An 18198-nucleotide genomic window follows, 5' to 3' on the forward strand; every position below is an offset into this window, starting at 1 on the left:
GCAGAATCCTGTTGATCATCACAAAGGGATGTGCGCTGCAGCCAGCAGTTCTTTGGTATAGGGGTGCTGGGGCGAATCAAACACATCATGACTGGCACCGCGCTCCACTACCTTGCCATCCTTGACCACGATCATGTCATGGGCCATGGCGCGCACCACGGCCAGGTCATGGCTGATAAACAGGTAAGTCAGGCCATATTTGTCCTGCAGTTCACGCAGCAACGCCACCACTTGTTTCTGCACCGTACGGTCCAGGGCCGAAGTGGGTTCGTCGAGCAGCATCAGCGCCGGTTTGAGCACCAGGGCGCGGGCGATGGCGATGCGTTGGCGCTGGCCACCGGAAAACTCATGGGGGTAGCGATGTCGGCTGGCGGGGTCGAGGCCCACGTCCTTGAGCACCTGGATCACCTGGGCATCGCGCTCGGCCAGGCTGCATGGCGCATGCACTTCCAGGCCTTCGCTGATGATCTGCTCGACCGACATGCGCGGGCTGAGGCTGCCATAGGGGTCTTGGAACACCACCTGCATCTGCTTGCGCCACGGGCGCATCTGCTGATGATTGAGCGGGTCGAGGGCCTCACCCTGGAAGCGGATGCTGCCGGTGGAGTCAAGCAAACGCAGGATCGCCTGGCCCAACGTCGATTTGCCCGAGCCGGACTCACCGACAATCCCCAGGGTCTTGCCGCGCTGCACGCTGAGGCTGATGCCGTCGACCGCACGCAGCCAGGTCTTGCGCCGAAACAATCCGCCGCCCAAGGGGAAATCGACGTTGAGGTTGTCCACTTGCAACACCGTCTCGCGCGCGTCGCTGCACAGCGCATCGCCCGTGGGCTCGGCGTCCAGCAGCAAGCGGCTGTAAGGGTGCTGTGGGGCGGTGAACAAGGTCTGGCAGTCAGCCTGCTCGACAATTTCCCCGGCGCGCATCACGCAGACCCGCTGGGCGATACTGCGCACCAGGTTAAGGTCATGGCTGATCAGCAGCAGCGACATGCCCAGGCGTTGCTGCAAAGACTTGAGCAGCAGCAGGATCTTGCGCTGCACGGTCACGTCCAGCGCGGTGGTGGGCTCGTCGGCAATCAGCAACTCCGGCTCGCAGGCCAGGGCCATGGCGATCATCACCCGCTGGCGCTGGCCGCCGGACAGCTGGTGCGGGTAGGCCTTGAGCCGTTCCTGGGGTTTCTGGATACCCACCAGCTCCAGCAGTTCGAGAATCCGCGCCTGCGCCTGCTTGCCGCCCAGGCCCTTGTGCAGCAGCAGGGTTTCGCCGATCTGCTTTTCGATGCTGTGCAATGGGTTCAGGGACGTCATCGGCTCCTGGAAGATCATCGCAATACGGTTGCCGCGCAGTTTTTGCAGGGTAGACGGCGCTGCACCGATCAACTCCTGGCCACGATACTTGATCGAGCCCGTGGTTTCGGTACCGGCTTGCGGCAGCAGTTGCAGGATTGAATGGGCGGTCACTGACTTGCCCGAGCCCGACTCACCCACCAGCGCCAGGCACTCGCCGGGGCGCACATCCAGGCTCAGATTGCGTACCACGGTCTGGCCGCTGAACGCGACGCACAGGTCGCGGATTTCGATCAGGTTCATAGGCAATTACTCATGAGCGAGGGTCGAAGGCGTCACGCAACGCCTCGCCGATAAACACCAGCAACGACAGGATCAGCGCCAAGGTGAAAAACGCGGTCAGGCCCAGCCAGGGGGCTTGCAGGTTCTGTTTGCCCTGGGCAATCAGCTCACCCAGGGACGCGCTGCCAGCCGGCATACCGAAGCCGAGGAAATCCAGGGCGCTCAAGGTCGATATCGCCCCGGTTAAGATAAACGGCAGATAGCTGAGCGTCGCGGTCATGGCATTGGGCAGGATATGCCGGCGAATGATCTTGGCGTCGCCCAGGCCCAGGGCGCGCGCGGCCTTGACGTACTCCAGGTTGCGCCCGCGCAGGAACTCGGCGCGCACCACATCCACCAGCGCCAGCCAGGAAAACAGCGCCATGATCCCCAGCAACCACCAGAAATTCGGCTCGACGAACCCCGACAGGATAATCAGCAGGTACAGCACCGGCAGACCGGACCACACCTCCAGAATGCGCTGCCCGAGCAAATCCACCCAGCCGCCGTAGTAACCCTGCAACGCCCCGGCGGCAATGCCGATGGCGGCGCTGATGGCGGTCAAGGCCAGGGCAAACAGGATCGACACTCTTGCGCCGAAGATCACCCGCGCCAGCACATCGCGGGACTGGTCATCGGTGCCCAGCCAGTTCACCGCCGACGGTGGGCTCGGGGCAGGGCGGGTCAGTTCATAATTGGGGGTGTCGTCGCTGAAGGGAATCGGCGGGAACAGCATCCAGCCGCCGTCCTGCTTGATCAGCTTTTGCACGTAGTCACTGCGGTAGTCCGCCTGGAACGGCAGCTGGCCGCCGAACTGCTGTTCGGTGTAGCGCTTGAACACCGGGAAATACAGCTCGTTCTTGAAGCTGAGCACCAAGGGTTTGTCATTGGCGATCAACTCGCCGCCCAGAGTCAGGATAAACAGGCCGATAAACAACCACAGCGACCACCAGCCACGCCGGTTTTTCTTGAAGCGTTCGAAACGCCGACGCGCAACGGGAGACAGGTCAAGCATCAGGCGTTCCTCGCAGCAAAGTCGATACGCGGGTCCACCAGGGTGTAGCAGAGGTCACCGATGAGTTTTATCAAAAGGCCGAACAGGGTGAAGATAAACAGCGAGCCGAATACCACCGGGTAGTCACGGGACACTGCCGCCTCGTAGCTCATGCGGCCCAGGCCATCGAGGGAGAAGATCACTTCGATCAGCAGTGAGCCGGCAAAAAATACGCTGATAAACGCTTGGGGAATCCCCGAGATCACCAGCAGCATGGCATTGCGAAACACATGGCCGTACAGCACCCGGCGTTCGCTCAGGCCCTTGGCACGGGCGGTCACCACGTACTGGCGGGTAATCTCATTGAGGAACGAGTTCTTGGTGAGGATGGTCAAGGTGGCAAACCCGCCGATCACCAGCGCCGTCACCGGCAAAACCAGGTGCCAGAAATAGTCGGCAATCTTGCCCACGGTGCTCAGTTCGGCAAAGTTTTCCGACACCAGCCCGCGCACCGGGAACCAGTTCAGCGACGTACCGCCGGCGAATACCACAATCAGAAACATCGCAAACAGGAACGCCGGCATCGCGTAACCGATCACGATGGCCGTGCTGCTCCACATATCAAAGCTGCTGCCATGGCGCACGGCCTTGCGTATCCCCAAGGGTATCGACACCAGGTAGGTGATCAGCGTCGCCCACAGGCCAAGGGAAATGGTAACTGGCATCTTTTCCAGGATCAGGTCGGTCACCGTCGCGCCGCGAAAGAAACTGTTGCCGAAGTCCAACTGGGCGTAGTTCTTGAGCATCAACCATAGGCGTTCCGGTGCGGACTTATCGAAGCCGTATTGTTTTTCGATGTCCTTGATCAGCTTCGGGTCCAGGCCACGACTGGCCCGCGAGCCGCTGATGCCTTCGCCGGATGCGCCCGCTACACCGCCGCCGCCAATGCCTTGCAGATGGGCAATGGCCTGTTCCACCGGCCCGCCGGGCGCGGCTTGCACGATCACGAAGTTCACCAGCAGGATGATCACCAGCGTCGGGATGATCAGCAGCAGGCGCCGTACGATATAGGCAAACATCAACGGGCTCCTCCGCGTTTTTTCAGCTCGGCCTGCATTTGCTCGTTAGTCAGTGGCGTGGGGCTGACTTCCCACCAGGTTTCCAGGGCTTCGTCATTCTTCGCCTCGATCGCCGGGCGGCCGAAACGGTTCCACCACGCGGCGGAGGTGCCCGGGGGGTAATAGTTGGGGATCCACAGGTAATTCCATTGCAGCACACGGTCCAGGGCGTGGGCGTAGGTCAGCATCTGTGCCTGGGTGTCGGCCTTCACCAAACCGTTGATCAGCGTATCGACGGCCGGATCCTTGAGTGCGATGTAGTTGTTGGCGCCCGGATCGAACGCAGCGGCGGAGCCGAAGTAGTTGTACAGCTCCATGCCGGGCGAGGTGGTGACCGGGAAACCGGTGACGATCATGTCGTAGTCGCGGGCCATCAGGCGGTTCACGTACTGCGAAGAGTCGATGCGGCGGATATTGAGGGTGATGCCGATCTGCGCCAGGTTGCGCTTGTAGGGCAGCAACAGGCGCTCAAGCCCGTTCTGGACGTTGAGGAAGGTGAACTCCAACGGCTCGCCCTGGGCGTTGACGAGTTTGTCACCCACCGGTTTCCAGCCCGCGTCCTCAAGCAGTGCCAGGGCTTGCAGTTGTTTATCGCGGATCATGCCGCTGCCGTCGGTGACCGGGGCCTTGAATACCTGGGTAAACACTTCATCCGGGATTTGCCCGCGCAACGGTTCCAGGATCGCCAGTTCTTCCTGGGTCGGCAATTGGCTGGCCGCCAGCGGGCTGTTGGAAAAGTAGCTTTGCTGGCGGATGTACAGGTTGCGCATCATTTGCCGGTTGGCCCATTCGAAATCCCACAGCATCGCCAGGGCCTGGCGCACGCGGCGATCTTTGAAAATCGGCTTCTGCACGTTGAACACATAGCCTTGGGCCGGTTGCGGCATCTCTTTGGCCAGGTGCGCGCGCTGCAGGCGACCATCGTCCAGCGCCGGGCCGTTGTAGCCGATGGAATAGCCGGTGGCGGAGAATTCACGGTTGAAGTCGTAGGCGCCGCCGCGCAGCACCTGGCGCGCCACTTCGGTGTCGCCGAAGTATTCCAGGCTCAGGTGATCGAAGTTGTACAGGCCACGGCTGACCGGCAAATCCTTGCCCCACCAATCCGGATCGCGGGTAAAGGTGATGGTGCTGCCGGAGTCGATCTTGCTGACCTTGTACGGGCCGCTGCCCAGCGGGGCTTCGTAGCCGCCGCCATTGGCAAAGTCACGGGTCTTCCACCAATGTTCCGGGAACACCGGCAAGGTGGCGATATCCAGGGGCAGGGTGCGGTTTTCGTTGCTGGAGAAGTCGAAGCGCACCTGACGCTCGCCTTCGACTTCGACGTGCTTGACGTCGGCAAACAACGTGCGAAAGCGCAGGCTGCCTTGGGTCATCAGCATATCGAAGCTGTAGCGCACGTCTTCGGCTGTAATCGGGGTACCGTCGGCGAAACGCGCCTTGGGATTGAGGTAGAAACGTAGCGACAGGCCGTCGTCGGCGCGCTCCATTTTTTCTGCCACCAGGCCATAAACGGTGTAGGGCTCATCCAGCGAGCGCAGCGCCAGGGGCGCATACACCCAGCCGTCGACCTGAGACACGCCAATACCTTTGTCGATATACGGCAGCACATGATCAAACCGCCCGACCTCCAGCGCCGAGCGCCGCAGGCTGCCGCCCTTGGGCGCGTTGGGGTTGGCATAGTCGAAGTGGCTGAAACCGGCGGGGTACTTGGCGGGCTCGCCGTAAACCGTCAGGTAGGTTTGCGGGGCTGCGATCGCCGCAGTGCTGGCCATCAGCAGGACCAAGGTGGAGCAGAGCAGAGATGAAAAAGCCAATCGCATTATCAGCCTTGAACGCCGGGTTAAGAAGAATAGGGATTTGTACGCTAACGGCCTGGGCATCGCCAGTCATCACATGCACAACGGCCCGCCAAAGGGCGGGCCGTTGTTTATCGCATCTGCGCCGATTGAATCAATCCTGGCGGCTGGTGACTTCCAGCAGGTGATAACCGAACTGGGTTTTCACCGGGCCCTGCACGGTATTGACCGGGGCGCTGAATACGACAGTGTCGAATTCCTTGACCATTTGGCCTGGGCCGAACGAACCCAGATCACCGCCCTGGCGGCTGGATGGGCAGGACGAATTGGCTTTGGCGATTTCTGCGAAATCAGCGCCGCCTTCGATTTGGGCCTTGAGCTCGTTGCACTTGTCTTCAGTGGAAACGAGGATGTGACGGGCGGTGGCTTTGGCCATGGGGAATAACTCCTAGAGTAAAAAAACGGTGAGCGTACCGGATTCAGGCGGTTATTTCCTGGCAAAGTTCCGCTGCTGTTCAGTCGTGCCTTTTTCCGTGTGGCGGTTCAAGGCAACACGATGTAGTCGTTGCGCTGCACGATCGGTTGGTGCGGCCCCTGCACCAGGTGGATATAACGGCCGTCCACCAAGTCGATCGGCAGGCAGTCGTCAATATCCAGCACGCCGTCGGTGTGGGCCTGGGACCAGTGGCGCAGCATCTGCTGCTTGCCCTGGCTCATGGCCTGCTGTTTGTTACGAGCGACTACCAGCAGGTAGTGATGGGCCTCGCCGAAGCTATGGGCTTCATAGCCACCGAGGTTGATGAAGTACAGGCGGGGCACGTCGCCATGGGGCGCCAGATGGCTCAGTTCAACTTTCCAGCCGTCGACGCCGTCGACCGCCATCCATGAGTCGATGTGCACACCCTTGGGGCTGCCAAACCAGGCGTCGCGCAATTGCGGGTAGCTGGCCTGCAACGTGTCCGCCACGGCGAACACCACATCGTGTACTTCGATTTTGGCCCGTGGATGCTTGCCCCCGAGCATGACGACAAACAGCATTACCGGTGATTCCTGGCGACTGGCGAAAGGGCAACCATACTGCGATTGAACCCTTTTGTCCGCTCAATGCCACATTGTTAATCAGCACACTCACCAGGAGGTTGTCATGCGTACCATTGATCTGGCCGGTGTTCCCGTCCCTGTCATCGGCCAGGGGACCTGGCGCATGGGCGAAGACCCAAGCCGGCGCCGCGCCGAAGTTGCTGCGCTGCAACTGGGTATCGATGAGGGCCTGACGCTCATCGATACCGCCGAGATGTATGGCGACGGCGGTGCCGAAGAGGTGGTCGCAGAGGCAATTCGTGGCAAGCGCGACCAGGTATTTCTGGTCAGCAAGATCTATCCGCATAACGCCAGCCAAAAGGGCGTGCCTCGCGCCTGCGAAGCCAGCCTTCAGCGCCTTGGCACCGATTACATTGATTTGTATCTGTTGCACTGGCGCGGCCAGTACCCACTTGAAGAAACTGTCGAAGCGTTCGAGCGTTTGCGCGAGGCCGGCAAAATCGGCCGCTGGGGTGTTTCCAACTTTGATGTGGCAGACCTGCAGGAGCTCGCATCCCCTGCATGTGCGACCAATCAAGTGCTCTACAACATTGAAGAGCGCGGGATAGAGTTCGACCTGTTGCCATGGTGGCAACAGCATCATTTGCCACTGATGGCTTATTGTCCCATCGCCCAGGGTGGTGAGCTGCTGTCGAGCCCGACCCTCAAGCAGATCGCACGTCGCCATGAGGTCACACCGGCCCAGGTATCGCTGGCGTGGGTCCTGCGCCAGGAGGGTGTTATCGCAATCCCCAAGGCGGTCACACCTGAACACATCCGACTCAACGCCGCAGCTGCGAAGCTGGTGTTGGATGAACATGACCTGGACGCTATCGATCGTGTGTTCGCAGCGCCCAAGCGTAAGCACCCATTGGCGATGGTGTAACCGGCCAGCAGGAACGGCGCCTTCCCTGGCAGCCGTTCCCGCTCTAGCCGTGGTTAGCCGGCCACTGGGCTGCGCCAGTCGTCCGAGCCGGAAGTTCCGGCCACTTCGTGAGTCCAGATGATCTTGCGATAGGTGAAGTGCACATCCTCCAGATGGGTGAAGTGGGCGTTGTCGGGGTCCTGGCAGTTGGGCATGCGTGACTGGATGTCCACGATAGTCGCACCCTCCAGTTCAATGGTGAAGTAGTGCTCCTGGGTTCCGGCGGACGAGGTGCGCAACCATTCGAGGCGGCAGGAGACTTCTTCACCGCTGGTCAGGGCGCTGAACAGCAACGGTGACGATTTATCGAAAACCTTGCTGATCATCAGCGGCTTGTGCACGCGCTGACCTGTCGGCTGGCCCGATTGCGGATCGCGAGGAATGATCACCTGATGGGCAAACGCCTGGACCAGTATCTGATCCTCATGACCTTCCTGATAAATGTTGCCTACCGAGTCCTGAGTAAATGTGCCTGCCGTGATCAAGCCTTGTTTGACTCCGGTGATGGAGAGGTACGCGGGTGTTGGCATGATTGGTTTCCTTGCCGGGTTGAGTAGGTTTTGCCGAACAGCGAAATGGCTGAACGGGTAAGTGCCTATAACCTATAACAAGAAGCGTGCCTGAAAGTGTGAAGTTCAATGAAATAAGGGTGAGCACTGTTTGATGCGCTGCGTATTGGATTTTATTCCGGGCGATGGGCTGTTTTTAGTTGTAAAAGTTGCGCATCGATGCGCACTTAGTTGCTCACGTGTTTTTACGGTGAAGTATACGGCTGGCCGAGCTGACAGAGTTGTTGTTACTCGAATGTGTGCGCAAATAGCTGCGCAGGCCAAGATTATAGCGGCGCGTAGGATGTTTCTTAAGTTTTGGTCCGTCGCTTGCTCATTGCTTTATGCGTGGCTAAGGTTCTTGTGTCTCGATATGTTTGAACGGAACTTAACGGCTCTCTGATACGTACTTTAATGGCGTTAAGTTTGCCTATTTTGCCTTGGATGGTTGTGTGCGGCCGAAAATGAGTCATTCAAAAGAACTTTATGCCTATTATTTGGAAGTTGCACGAGCAGCCTGTTCGTCGGGCAATTTCGTGGGCATTGATATGCGCTTTTCCAGCGAGTTCGAAGCGCTGGAAGACGAGCTTGGCAAAGCGCAGTCGGTTCATGGCAATGGGCTGCCGGATTGGCAGCGGGTCAGCGAAATCAGCGAATGCCTGCTGCGTGAGCACTCCAAGGATCTGCGTGTCGCCTGCTGGTTGACCTGGGCCTTGTATCAGCGTGATTCATTGGCTGGATTGCTGGCCGGCCTCGGTGTGCTGCGTGAGCTCTGCGAGCACCATTGGGTGCACGTCTACCCTGGCAAACTGCGTACCCGCGTTGCTGCGTTTGGCTGGTTGGTGTCGCGCCTTGAGCAAGCGTTTGCAAAAAAAATCTCGCTCAATGATCAACAGCCTTTATTTCAAGCGTTGCTGGAACACCTCGAACATCTGGACCAACTATGGGCCCAACATCTGGGGAGTGATGCTCCCGTGCTGCTGCCGATTCGACGGCAATTGGCGGAGGGCTTGGCCGATGCGGCGCAAGAGGCGCCAGAAGCTGATGGGCGCGCGGGTGCTATCGCCGGCGTGAGGCAAGCGGCGGTCCAGTTGCCCACCCCCGAGCAACCGGTCAACAGCGAAAAAGAGGCGCACAAATTACTGCGCTCATTACAGGAACAGGCCCGGCCTTTATGCGCCTGGTGGTTGCGTCAGAACGCCACCGACCTGCGGGCTTTGCGCCTGGGCCGAACCTTGGCGTGGCTGATGCTCGTCAACTACCCCGACGCCAACAGTGAACGAGTAACCGCGCTGCGCCCATTGGCCGCCGACAAGCTCAAGCGTTATCAGGAGCGCTTGAGCCAAGGCCATTACGCCGATGTGTTGTTCGAACTGGAAGTCAGTCTGGCCGGTGCGTTGTTCTGGTTCGATGGTTTGCGCATGGCCTGGGAGTGTCTGGACGGCTTGCACGCGGACCTGGCCATGGCCGAACTGGAGATACATTTCGCGTTGCTGCTGCAGCGCCTGCCAAACCTGACGGAGTACCGCTTCGACGACGGCACCCCCTTTGCCGACACTGCGACAGCCGAGTGGATTGCGCTGCACGTGATGCGCCATGTGCGCAAGCCTGCGCCCAGTGAAGTCGTGACCGACCTGACGACCCAGCCCTGGGAGGCGGCGTTGGAGTCGGTAATGCCTTGTCTGCGCAAGGATGGACTCAAAGCCGCGGTGGGCGTGATCAAGCAAGGCTTGCACGGTGCGCGCAGTGATCGCTGCCGTTTTCATTGGCGCCTGGCGCTGGCCAGGTTGTGCATGGCGGCCGGCAAACACGAGCTGGCCAGGATCCAGCTGGAGCAACTCGATCTTCAATTACAGCGCACGGGCCTGGAAGGCTGGGAGCCGGCGTTGGCCCTGCAAGTCGCTCAGCTCCTGTATCGCTGCTACGACCTGTTACCTCAAAGCCAAGCCATACGCGACGGCAAGGATGCCCTGCATCGCCGGTTGTGTCATTTCGACCTGGAAGCAGTACTTCAATAGTGCCTCATCAAATAAAAGGAAAAGCACCATGGCCAAAGACGGTTCGGTAGCCCCCAAGGAACGTATCAATATCACCTTCAAACCCGCCGTCGGCGGTGCGCAGGAAGAAGTCGAACTGCCGTTGAAGCTGCTGGTGCTGGGAGACTTTTCCCAACGTGCGGACCTGCGCAAGCTGGAAGATCGCAAGCCCATCGGTATCGACAAACACACCCTCGACGAGGTGTTGGCCAAGCAGGCAGTGAGCCTGACGCTGAACGTACCCAATCGCCTCCAGGATCAAGCCGACGTGGAAGAACTGGCGATCCAGGTTCGCATCAACGCGATGAAAGACTTCAATCCCGCGAATCTTGTCGAGCAGATCCCGGAGTTGCAAAAGCTGATGGCACTGCGTGAAGCGCTGGTGGCGCTCAAGGGGCCATTGGGTAACACCCCAAGCTTTCGCAAGGCTATCGAGCAGGCACTGACCCATGGTGATTCCCGAGCACAAGTCATGGCCGAGCTGGGGCTGCCCAGCCCAGACGCCTGACATTTTCAGTAAAAGGACACTGACCCCATGACCACGATTCAACACGAACTGCAATCGGTACAAACTATCCACACCTGCAGCATCCTCGACAACATCACCGCCCAGACATTGCTGAGCGCTGACGACGAGGCTTACGGCATCGCCAAGCGCGGCGTATCGGCGTTTATCGCGGAGCTGCTCAAGCCACACAACCGTGACGAACCGGTAAAGAAACGCCTGGTCGACCGGATGATCGCCGAAATCGATACCAAGCTCAGCCAGCAAATGGATGAGATCCTGCACCATCCCGACTTCCAGGCACTGGAAGCTTCCTGGCGGGGGTTGCAGTTGCTGGTCGACCGCACCAATTTTCGCGAGAACATCAAGATCGAGCTGTTGAATGTCTCGCGCGAAGACCTGCTGGATGATTTCGAGGATTCCTCGGAAATCACTCAGTCCGGGCTTTACAAGCATGTTTACAGCGCTGAATACGGTCAGTTCGGTGGGCAGCCGGTGGGTGCGATCATTGCCAATTATTTTCTCTCGCCCAGTGCGCCCGATGTAAAGCTGATGCAATACGCCTCCAGCGTCGCCAGCATGGCTCACGCCCCCTTTATTGCTGCGGCGGGGCCGAGTTTCTTTGGCTTGGAAAGCTTCACCGGGCTGCCCGACCTGAAAGACCTGCGGGATCACTTCGAAGGGCCGCAGTTTGCCAAATGGCAAAGCTTTCGCCAGAGCGAAGACGCCCGTTACATTGGCCTTACCGTCCCGCGCTTTCTGTTGCGCACCCCGTATGATCCCCTTGAGTGCCCAGTCAAGACCTTTGCGTATCAGGAAAACGTGGTTAACAGCCACGAGCATTACCTGTGGGGCAATACCGCCTATGCCTTTGCCACGCGGCTGACAGACAGTTTCGCTCGCTTTCGCTGGTGCCCGAATATCATCGGGCCGCAAAGCGGCGGGGCCGTCGAGGACCTCCCACTGCATCACTTCCAGAGCATGGGCGAGATTGAAACCAAGATCCCTACCGAAGTGCTGGTATCGGATCGGCGCGAATACGAGCTGGCGCAAGAAGGGTTCATCGCCTTGACCATGCGCAAGGGCAGCGACAATGCAGCGTTCTTTTCCGCCAGCTCCGTGCAAAAGCCCAAATCCTTTGGCATCAGTGAAGAAGGCAGGGCGGCAGAACTGAATTACCGCTTGGGCACCCAATTGCCCTACATGATGGTGGTCAACCGCCTGGCCCATTACCTCAAGGTTCTGCAACGCGAACAGTTGGGCGCTTGGAAAGAGCGCACGGACCTTGAGCAGGAACTCAACAAGTGGGTTCGCCAATATGTGGCGGACCAGGAAAACCCCAGCGCCGAAGTGCGTGGACGGCGCCCACTACGTGCCGCGCGCATCGTCGTCAGTGATGTCGAGGGCGAGCCCGGCTGGTACCGCGTCAACGTGACGGTGCGCCCGCATTTCAAGTACATGGGGGCAGACTTCACCTTGTCCCTGGTTGGCAAGCTCGATAAAGAATGAGCAGAGGCCAGGGCATGGTTCAGCACAACAGCCTTTTCGAACGCCTTGAATGCGGTGAGTCAACGCGAGGGTGTCCTGTGGCGTCCATCGCCGCACATCTGGGAAAAATGCTCAGCACACGTGCGGGCAGTGTCCAGACACTGGTTGATTACGGTTTGCCTGATCTCAACGACATGCGCCTGAGCCTGCATGAATCATTGACTCAGTCGCGGCTGCATATCGAGCGTTTTATCCAGGCCTACGAACCGCGACTGGCGAATGTGCATGTCAGGCTGTTGCCCGATGTGCGTGGGTCCCTGGTCCTGGCATTTGCAATTGAAGCTGAGCGAGTTATCGACGGCGTCCTGCAACCGGTCGTGTTTCAGGCCCGTCTTGCGCAAGCCGGGCGGGTAGAGGTTTTCGTCCATGACGTTTAACCGCTACTATCAAAGTGAACTCAGCGCGCTGCGCCAACAAGGGCGGCGTTTTTCCGAGCGTAATCCAGCTCTGGCGCCGTTTCTTGCTGAGGCCGGCCAGGACCCGGATGTCGAGCGTCTACTGGAGGGGTTTGCATTTCTGACCGCTCGCCTGCGCCAAAAGCTGGATGACGAACTGCCCGAGCTGACGCATTCGTTGATGCACTTGTTATGGCCCCATTACATGCGGCCAACACCGGCCTTCAGCATCCTGCAATTCGACCCCTTGAAACGTGCCGGCCCCAGTGTTCGAGTGGCCCGGGACACCGCCGTGGAAAGCGCTCCCATCAAGGGTGAGCGTTGCCGGTTCCGCACATGCTATGCCACCGACATCATGCCCTTGCAACTCAGTGGCCTGGAATACCGCTGCCAGGACGAAGGGGCCTGGCTGGAGTTGCAACTGACCATGAGTACCCAAGGTAACTTCAGTGAGTTGGCATTTGATTCGCTGAGGCTGCACTTGGCTGGCGACCACTACATCAGTCAGGGCCTGTACCTCAGCCTGTTGCGCCATGTCGACAGTATCTGCCTGTCGCTGCTGGATCATGAGGGTATGCCGGTGAGGACCCGCGACGGGCAACCTGTGACGTTGCGCCTCAGTGCCGGCCAGGTCCAGCCAGTGGGGTTTTCCCCGGAGCAGGCGCTGATTCCTTATCCGCAGAACACCTTTGATGGTTATCGGCATCTGCAGGAGTACTTCGCTTTTCCCGAGAAATACCTGTTTGTCGACGTCGAAGGGCTGAACGTGGTGCACACGCTGCCTGACGAGCTGCTCCGGGGGGCGCATGGCATGGTGATGCGCTTCGAACTTCACACCCAGGACCGTGATCCCCTGCGTCCAACCCTGGACAACGTGAAGCTGTATTGCACGCCCATCGTCAACCTGTTCAAACAGGATGCGATCCCCATTCGCCTGGACGGTAAACAGGATGAGTACCTGTTGGTACCTGGGGAATATACGCCGGGCAATGCCAGTGTGTTTTCCGTGGACCAGGTCACCGGGTGGCGCCCCGGCGGGTTGGGCTATCAGACCTATGTGCCGTTCGAGTCGTTTGAACATGACTGCGTTCACGAGGCTTCGGCGGCACCCTCCAGTTACAGCATTCGCCAGCGTTCATCGGTACAGCATGGCGGGCTTGATACCTGGATGGGATTCCCCAGCCGCCGCGAACAGGGCCAGGAAACCCTGTCGGTCGAACTGACCTGTACCAATTGCAACCTGCCGCGCCAACTTCGTGCAGGCGAAATCAGCCTGCCCGGGGAACAGACCCCGGAGTCATTGGGGTTTTGCAACATCACTACACCCACCGCGAGCTTTGCGCCGCCACTGGACCAGGGTTTTTTGTGGAAGCTCATCAGCAATATGTCGGTCAACTATCTGTCGTTGACCGATATCAATGCCTTGAAAGTGATACTCCAAACCTACGACTTGCCAGGCTATCACGATCGACAGGCGTTGAAGGTCAGTCAGAAAAGGTTGAGCGCTTTGCGCTCCATTCGCCATGAGGCGGTGGACCGTCTGCACCGCGGGCTGCCTGTTCGAGGCTTGCAGGTCGAGCTGACGGTTGATTCCCAGGGCTTTGTCGGTCAGGGCGATCTGTTTGTATTCGCCTCTGTTCTCAATCAGTTCTTTGCACTCTATGCCAGCCTCAATTCGTATCACGAGTTGCGGGTCATCAGCACACAAGGAGACGTGTACCTATGGCCATCCCGGATGGGGCAGCAACCGCTGTTTTGACTCAACTTTGCCGTGTGATTCGTGAGTACACGCTATTTCAGGCGATTGTGCAGATCATCGAACGACTGCGCGAGGCCCATCCGCTGCTGGATGACGAGGCGCTGTATGACCAATTGGAGTTCCAGGCCAACCCCGGTTTTGGGTTTGCTGCGCACGATATCGACCGCGTGGAGTTTTTCAGCGAGCACGGGGCCTTGCGCGCTCGCTTGCGTCTCAACGTATTGGGGTTATTCGGTGCTGGCTCGCCGCTACCTGCGTTTTACGCCGAGCAAGCGTTTGCCGAGCGTTCGGGCGGCAACCCGACTCGAGATTTCCTTGATCTGTTCCATCACCGCCTGCAGCGCTTGATGTTGCCGATCTGGCGCAAATACCGTTATCGGGCGTGTTTCCGGGCAGGTGCTGACGACAGGTTCTCCGAGCAGATGTTTGCCTTGATGGGGCTGGGCGACAGCGCAATTCGCAGTGCTTCGCAGCTTGATTGCAAGCGCCTGCTGCCTTATCTGGGCCTGCTGAGTTTGCGAGTGCACTCGGCTGCGCTGATCGAGGTTGTCCTGCGTTACTACTTCAAGCACGACGCGTTGTTTATCGAGCAATGGGTGGAGCGCACGGTCGAGGTCAGCCAGTTGCAATGCAATCATCTGGGGCGGGCCAATAGTGCCCTTGGTCAGGACCTTGTCCTGGGGCATCGCATCGCTGACCGCAGCGGTAAGTTCAGGGTGCATCTTCCGGCGCTGGGTTGGCAGCGTTTGCATGATTTTCTGCCTATCGCAGAGGCGTACCAGCGGCTGTGCGCGCTGGTGCGACTGACCCTGCGCGACCCTCTGGAATACGACCTGCGCCTGACGTTGGCACCGGGCGAGGTCAGGCCGTTGCACATTGGCGAAAACACGCTTTGCCGCCTGGGCTGGACCACCTGGCTGGCGCATGAACAGGCCGACGGCGTGGTTACGCTTGCCGGCAATTTTCACAGGGGTTGATGATCATGATGAATGTGGACCTGCCAGGCGAATTGTCCGACCCACTGGTATACGCCAATGCGCTGGCCGCCTGCTTTACACGCCTGGCGTTGTACCGTGATGAACAGGCGCTGCCTGACGCGCTCGTCGCCGGTGTGGCACAACTGAGCCAGTGCGAACTCAGCCAGTTTTACCTGTTCAATGAAGTGACCGGTCGCCTTGAACTGATTGCCCAGCATTTGTCCGAGGGGGCATCGATGGTCGCAGATTCTGATCTGCACCCTCCACCCCTGTTGAACCATGCCTTGAGCCAAGGCGCTGTCCTGAGCCTGGAAGATGTGCAGAGCAGTTGCCATGACGTTCATTTCCTGCCCGTACCGGTGAAGCCCTGGCGGGCGCTGTTGAGCGTGCCATTGCTCAATCGTGGTGAGCGGGTCGCCGGTGTGCTGCTGTGCGCTCGGCAACAGCCGGCCCAGTTGCAAGGCTACGCCACCTCCCTGGCGCAGTTGGGCAGCTTCGCCGTGAACCAGCTGCTGGTACTGCGCAGTATGCAGCCCAACGTTGATTCAAGGCTCAGGTGCAACAAGCCGTTGGCCAGGGAGTACGGATTGATTGGCTCCAGTGCGGCGATGAAGCAGACGTGCCATTTGATCAGTAAAGTCCTGCATACCCCGTACACCGTACTGCTGTGCGGCGAGACCGGTACCGGCAAGGAAGTGGTAGCTCGGGCCATTCATGCGGCCGGCCCGCGCCGGGAGAAAGCCTTCGTGGTACAGAACTGCGCGGCGTTCCCTGAAGGGCTGCTTGAGAGCGAGCTCTTCGGTTATCGCAAAGGTGCGTTCACGGGGGCCGAGCGCAATCATGCGGGCCTGTTTGATACCGCGCACGGCGGTACGTTGCTGCTGGATGAAATCGGCGACATGCCGCTGGCACTGCAAGCCAAATTGCTGCGGGTTTTGCAGGAGGGCGAGGTCCGGCCGCTGGGTGCCAGCGCGGCGCATAAGGTCGACGTGCGGATCATTGCGGCGACTCATCGCGACCTCGCTGCGATGGTCGCCGAGGGGCGCTTTCGCGAAGACCTCTATTACCGGCTCGTGCAGTTCCCGATCACGTTACCGGCCCTGCGCGAGCGAGACGGCGACCTGCTGCAACTGGCGCGCTATTTCACTGACGAGGCGTGCGCGGCGCTGGAGAGGTCACCCGTGGGTTGGTCCACCCTGGCCCTTGATCAACTCTCCGGCCACGCCTTTCCCGGCAACGTACGCGAGCTTAAATGCATGGTTGAGCGTGCCGTGTTGTTGTGTGACGCCGACGTGATCTTGCCGGAACACCTGGCGCTGCCACCGACTGCGGCGCCGGCCGCGAGCGACGATGTGACGCTGCGCCAGCGCATGGAACGAGTAGAGCGAGTGTTCCTGCTCGATTGCTTGCACAAGAACCATGGCAATCGCACCCGTACCGCGCGGGAGCTAGGGGTTGCCCGACGCACGCTGCTTTACCGCCTTGCACGCTTGAATATCCCCGTCGGCGATGCCAGGGAGAAATGCTGAATGGCGCACTTGATTTTTACTGTGGGAGAAACCTGATGCCTGACCGTCCATGGCACGCCGTGTTGCTTGTGTTGTGTTTGCTGGGTGGCTGTAACGCCAACTACGTGTTCGATGATACCGAGTACCGTCCTCTGGGTGACCCACAGGCAATTACTCGTGGCCGATGAATAGAGGGATCATGACGATGCAGCTTGTGTTTGAGGTCTGTGCGGTCGACAGCGCCAGCGCCGAACCCTCGGCCCACAAAGTATTTGACGCGGTGGGCGGCGTGATTGGCCGCGGCCCCGGATGTGACTGGGTGATACCCGACCCCAGCCGCGTGCTCTCCAGTCACCATGGATTAGTCGGTTACCGTGAGGGCCGCTATTTCCTGACTGATATCAGCCGCAACGGTATTGGCGTGGCAGGCAGTGCTGAACGCCTGCGCAAGGGGCAGGCGCGATTGATCAATGATGGCGATGTATTCGAACTTGGGGCGTTGGCGCTACGTGCGCGTTTGTTGCAACCCGCACGACCTTGCGGCGAGCTGCGTGCCAGTGCGGCAGTACCGATTCCCGATGATGCCTTCCTGTCCCTGGACCCTCTGCACGCGCTGGACCTGGAGCACCAGCAGCAGGCCATCTCGGATGACCTGGCAGCATTGAGCGAGGCCGTTGATGAGCAAGGGGTGTGGGCCGAACGCCACGGGACCGATAGGGAGCATGTGACATTCCCGCGCCGGGCAGAACCCGGGGTAGACGCTGCTGCAGTGCACGTTAGTGCAATGGCACCCTCGACTGATGAAGTGTTCTGGTCACAGTTCGCGGCGGCCTTGGGCGTGGGGCTCGACGCACTCGACCCAGCGGCCAGGGAGGTGCTGGCGATCAAGGTGGCGGGCTTGTTTCGCTTGACGATCCAGGGGCTGCAACAAGCTCTGCGCACGCGTGAAGAGTTGCATCACGAATGGGGGAGGCCGTCGTTCGACAGTCAGGGCGCAGCCCGGAACCCCTTGAAAATGTTCAGTGATACCAACGCGGCGTTATCCGCACTGCTGGATACAGAGGCTTTGGGCCAAATGCCCGCCTTGCGGGCCATTGGTCAGGCTCATCGGGAGCTGCAGGTACATCAGGTCGCGCTGCAGGCTGCCTGTCGCAGCACCGTGAATAAGGTGTACACGGCCTTCGAGCCGAACCATTTGGCCTGGTGCTTTGAGTCTCAGGGCAAGCCGCCAAGATTTTTTACCGATGGGGCGCGTTGGCGTGCTTACCAGCGTCACTACCAGCGTTTGGTGGCGCAAGGGCCGTTGAACGATCAACCGTTGAACGGCGATTTTGCCACGGCCTATGAAGAACAGGTGCGCCTGATCTCCTCCCTGCACATTGATTTTTCAGGATGATATTC

At 59.6% G+C, this 18198-nt stretch carries 17 protein-coding genes; 10 read left to right on the top strand and 7 right to left on the bottom strand.

Features of this window, described 5'->3' with window-relative positions:
- Positions 1 to 18 precede the first annotated feature (18 nt).
- The 6 genes from QMK52_RS19580 to QMK52_RS19605 form a co-directional block, all read right to left on the bottom strand.
- Positions 19 to 1590 carry an ABC transporter ATP-binding protein gene (locus tag QMK52_RS19580; protein WP_320403279.1) on the bottom strand — a complete coding sequence of 524 codons (1572 nt, stop codon included), beginning with the start codon at positions 1588 to 1590 and terminating at the stop codon, positions 19 to 21.
- Positions 1591 to 1600: 10 nt separating this feature from the next.
- Positions 1601 to 2623: an ABC transporter permease gene (locus tag QMK52_RS19585; protein ID WP_005788807.1), complete on the bottom strand. Its 1023-nt coding sequence runs from the start codon at positions 2621 to 2623 to the stop codon at positions 1601 to 1603.
- On the bottom strand, positions 2623 to 3681 hold the full coding sequence (locus tag QMK52_RS19590) for a microcin C ABC transporter permease YejB (protein WP_005788805.1): 1059 nt from the start codon (positions 3679 to 3681) through the stop codon (positions 2623 to 2625). The genes QMK52_RS19585 and QMK52_RS19590 overlap by 1 nt, the downstream gene beginning before the upstream one ends.
- Positions 3681 to 5540, bottom strand: coding sequence for an extracellular solute-binding protein (locus QMK52_RS19595; protein WP_320403280.1), 1860 nt, complete (start codon positions 5538 to 5540; stop codon positions 3681 to 3683). Before QMK52_RS19595 ends, QMK52_RS19590 begins: the two co-directional genes overlap by 1 nt.
- A 130-nt stretch (positions 5541 to 5670) precedes the next feature.
- Entirely contained in the window at positions 5671 to 5952 is a 282-nt protein-coding gene (locus QMK52_RS19600; RefSeq protein WP_005788801.1) for a peptidylprolyl isomerase, read from the bottom strand.
- 107 nt (positions 5953 to 6059) lie between these two features.
- Positions 6060 to 6554 (bottom strand): DUF1543 domain-containing protein, encoded by a 495-nt coding sequence (locus QMK52_RS19605; protein WP_005788798.1) that lies wholly within the window; start codon positions 6552 to 6554, stop codon positions 6060 to 6062.
- A 106-nt stretch (positions 6555 to 6660) separates the two neighbouring features.
- On the opposite strand from QMK52_RS19605, the gene QMK52_RS19610 reads away from it, so the two are divergent.
- Entirely contained in the window at positions 6661 to 7482 is an 822-nt protein-coding gene (locus tag QMK52_RS19610; protein WP_005788796.1) for an aldo/keto reductase, read from the top strand.
- A gap of 53 nt (positions 7483 to 7535) precedes the next feature.
- Here the strand turns inward: QMK52_RS19610 and QMK52_RS19615 are convergent, their stop codons facing one another.
- Entirely contained in the window at positions 7536 to 8051 is a 516-nt protein-coding gene (locus QMK52_RS19615; protein WP_005788794.1) for an Hcp family type VI secretion system effector, read from the bottom strand.
- Positions 8052 to 8533: 482 nt separating this feature from the next.
- On the opposite strand from QMK52_RS19615, the gene tssA reads away from it, so the two are divergent.
- From tssA to tagH, 9 genes are read left to right on the top strand one after another with little or no spacing between them, the layout of a single operon-like run.
- A complete protein-coding gene (tssA, locus tag QMK52_RS19620) occupies positions 8534 to 10087 on the top strand; it encodes a type VI secretion system protein TssA (protein WP_194438462.1) in 1554 nt (517 codons plus the stop codon).
- A gap of 28 nt (positions 10088 to 10115) precedes the next feature.
- Complete coding sequence (tssB, locus tag QMK52_RS19625; RefSeq protein ID WP_005788788.1) at positions 10116 to 10613, top strand: type VI secretion system contractile sheath small subunit; 498 nt, start codon at positions 10116 to 10118, stop codon at positions 10611 to 10613.
- A gap of 27 nt (positions 10614 to 10640) precedes the next feature.
- On the top strand, positions 10641 to 12119 hold the full coding sequence (gene tssC / locus QMK52_RS19630) for a type VI secretion system contractile sheath large subunit (protein WP_005788785.1): 1479 nt from the start codon (positions 10641 to 10643) through the stop codon (positions 12117 to 12119).
- 14 nt (positions 12120 to 12133) lie between these two features.
- The gene (gene tssE / locus QMK52_RS19635; RefSeq protein ID WP_005788783.1) at positions 12134 to 12535 is read left to right on the top strand and encodes a type VI secretion system baseplate subunit TssE; all 402 of its coding nucleotides are present in this window, start codon (positions 12134 to 12136) and stop codon (positions 12533 to 12535) included.
- A complete protein-coding gene (tssF, locus tag QMK52_RS19640; protein WP_320403281.1) occupies positions 12525 to 14312 on the top strand; it encodes a type VI secretion system baseplate subunit TssF in 1788 nt (595 codons plus the stop codon). The genes tssE and tssF overlap by 11 nt, the downstream gene beginning before the upstream one ends.
- Entirely contained in the window at positions 14276 to 15289 is a 1014-nt protein-coding gene (gene tssG / locus QMK52_RS19645; RefSeq protein WP_320403282.1) for a type VI secretion system baseplate subunit TssG, read from the top strand. Before tssF ends, tssG begins: the two co-directional genes overlap by 37 nt.
- Positions 15290 to 15297: 8 nt before the next feature.
- Entirely contained in the window at positions 15298 to 16818 is a 1521-nt protein-coding gene (locus tag QMK52_RS19650) for a sigma-54-dependent Fis family transcriptional regulator (protein WP_005788779.1), read from the top strand.
- Positions 16819 to 16853: 35 nt separating this feature from the next.
- The gene (locus QMK52_RS19655) at positions 16854 to 16985 is read left to right on the top strand and encodes a hypothetical protein (RefSeq protein WP_005788777.1); all 132 of its coding nucleotides are present in this window, start codon (positions 16854 to 16856) and stop codon (positions 16983 to 16985) included.
- A gap of 11 nt (positions 16986 to 16996) precedes the next feature.
- The gene (gene tagH, locus QMK52_RS19660) at positions 16997 to 18193 is read left to right on the top strand and encodes a type VI secretion system-associated FHA domain protein TagH (protein ID WP_320403283.1); all 1197 of its coding nucleotides are present in this window, start codon (positions 16997 to 16999) and stop codon (positions 18191 to 18193) included.
- Positions 18194 to 18198 lie beyond the last annotated feature (5 nt).

Source organism: Pseudomonas sp. P9_2 (genome assembly GCF_034008255.1).
In the GTDB taxonomy this organism is placed as follows: domain Bacteria; phylum Pseudomonadota; class Gammaproteobacteria; order Pseudomonadales; family Pseudomonadaceae; genus Aquipseudomonas; species Aquipseudomonas synxantha_A.

Bases quoted from the DNA above. Each gene is read 5' to 3' on its own strand.
- QMK52_RS19580 (WP_320403279.1), bottom strand. From the start codon at position 1,590: ATGAACCTGATCGAAATCCGCGACCTGTGCGTCGCGTTCAGCGGCCAG.
- QMK52_RS19585 (WP_005788807.1), bottom strand. From the start codon at position 2,623: ATGCTTGACCTGTCTCCCGTTGCGCGTCGGCGTTTCGAACGCTTCAAG.
- QMK52_RS19590 (WP_005788805.1), bottom strand. From the start codon at position 3,681: ATGTTTGCCTATATCGTACGGCGCCTGCTGCTGATCATCCCGACGCTG.
- QMK52_RS19595 (WP_320403280.1), bottom strand. From the start codon at position 5,540: ATGCGATTGGCTTTTTCATCTCTGCTCTGCTCCACCTTGGTCCTGCTG.
- QMK52_RS19600 (WP_005788801.1), bottom strand. From the start codon at position 5,952: ATGGCCAAAGCCACCGCCCGTCACATCCTCGTTTCCACTGAAGACAAG.
- QMK52_RS19605 (WP_005788798.1), bottom strand. From the start codon at position 6,554: ATGCTGTTTGTCGTCATGCTCGGGGGCAAGCATCCACGGGCCAAAATC.
- QMK52_RS19610 (WP_005788796.1), top strand. From the start codon at position 6,661: ATGCGTACCATTGATCTGGCCGGTGTTCCCGTCCCTGTCATCGGCCAG.
- QMK52_RS19615 (WP_005788794.1), bottom strand. From the start codon at position 8,051: ATGCCAACACCCGCGTACCTCTCCATCACCGGAGTCAAACAAGGCTTG.
- tssA (WP_194438462.1), top strand. From the start codon at position 8,534: ATGAGTCATTCAAAAGAACTTTATGCCTATTATTTGGAAGTTGCACGA.
- tssB (WP_005788788.1), top strand. From the start codon at position 10,116: ATGGCCAAAGACGGTTCGGTAGCCCCCAAGGAACGTATCAATATCACC.
- tssC (WP_005788785.1), top strand. From the start codon at position 10,641: ATGACCACGATTCAACACGAACTGCAATCGGTACAAACTATCCACACC.
- tssE (WP_005788783.1), top strand. From the start codon at position 12,134: ATGGTTCAGCACAACAGCCTTTTCGAACGCCTTGAATGCGGTGAGTCA.
- tssF (WP_320403281.1), top strand. From the start codon at position 12,525: ATGACGTTTAACCGCTACTATCAAAGTGAACTCAGCGCGCTGCGCCAA.
- tssG (WP_320403282.1), top strand. From the start codon at position 14,276: ATGGCCATCCCGGATGGGGCAGCAACCGCTGTTTTGACTCAACTTTGC.
- QMK52_RS19650 (WP_005788779.1), top strand. From the start codon at position 15,298: ATGAATGTGGACCTGCCAGGCGAATTGTCCGACCCACTGGTATACGCC.
- QMK52_RS19655 (WP_005788777.1), top strand. From the start codon at position 16,854: ATGCCTGACCGTCCATGGCACGCCGTGTTGCTTGTGTTGTGTTTGCTG.
- tagH (WP_320403283.1), top strand. From the start codon at position 16,997: ATGACGATGCAGCTTGTGTTTGAGGTCTGTGCGGTCGACAGCGCCAGC.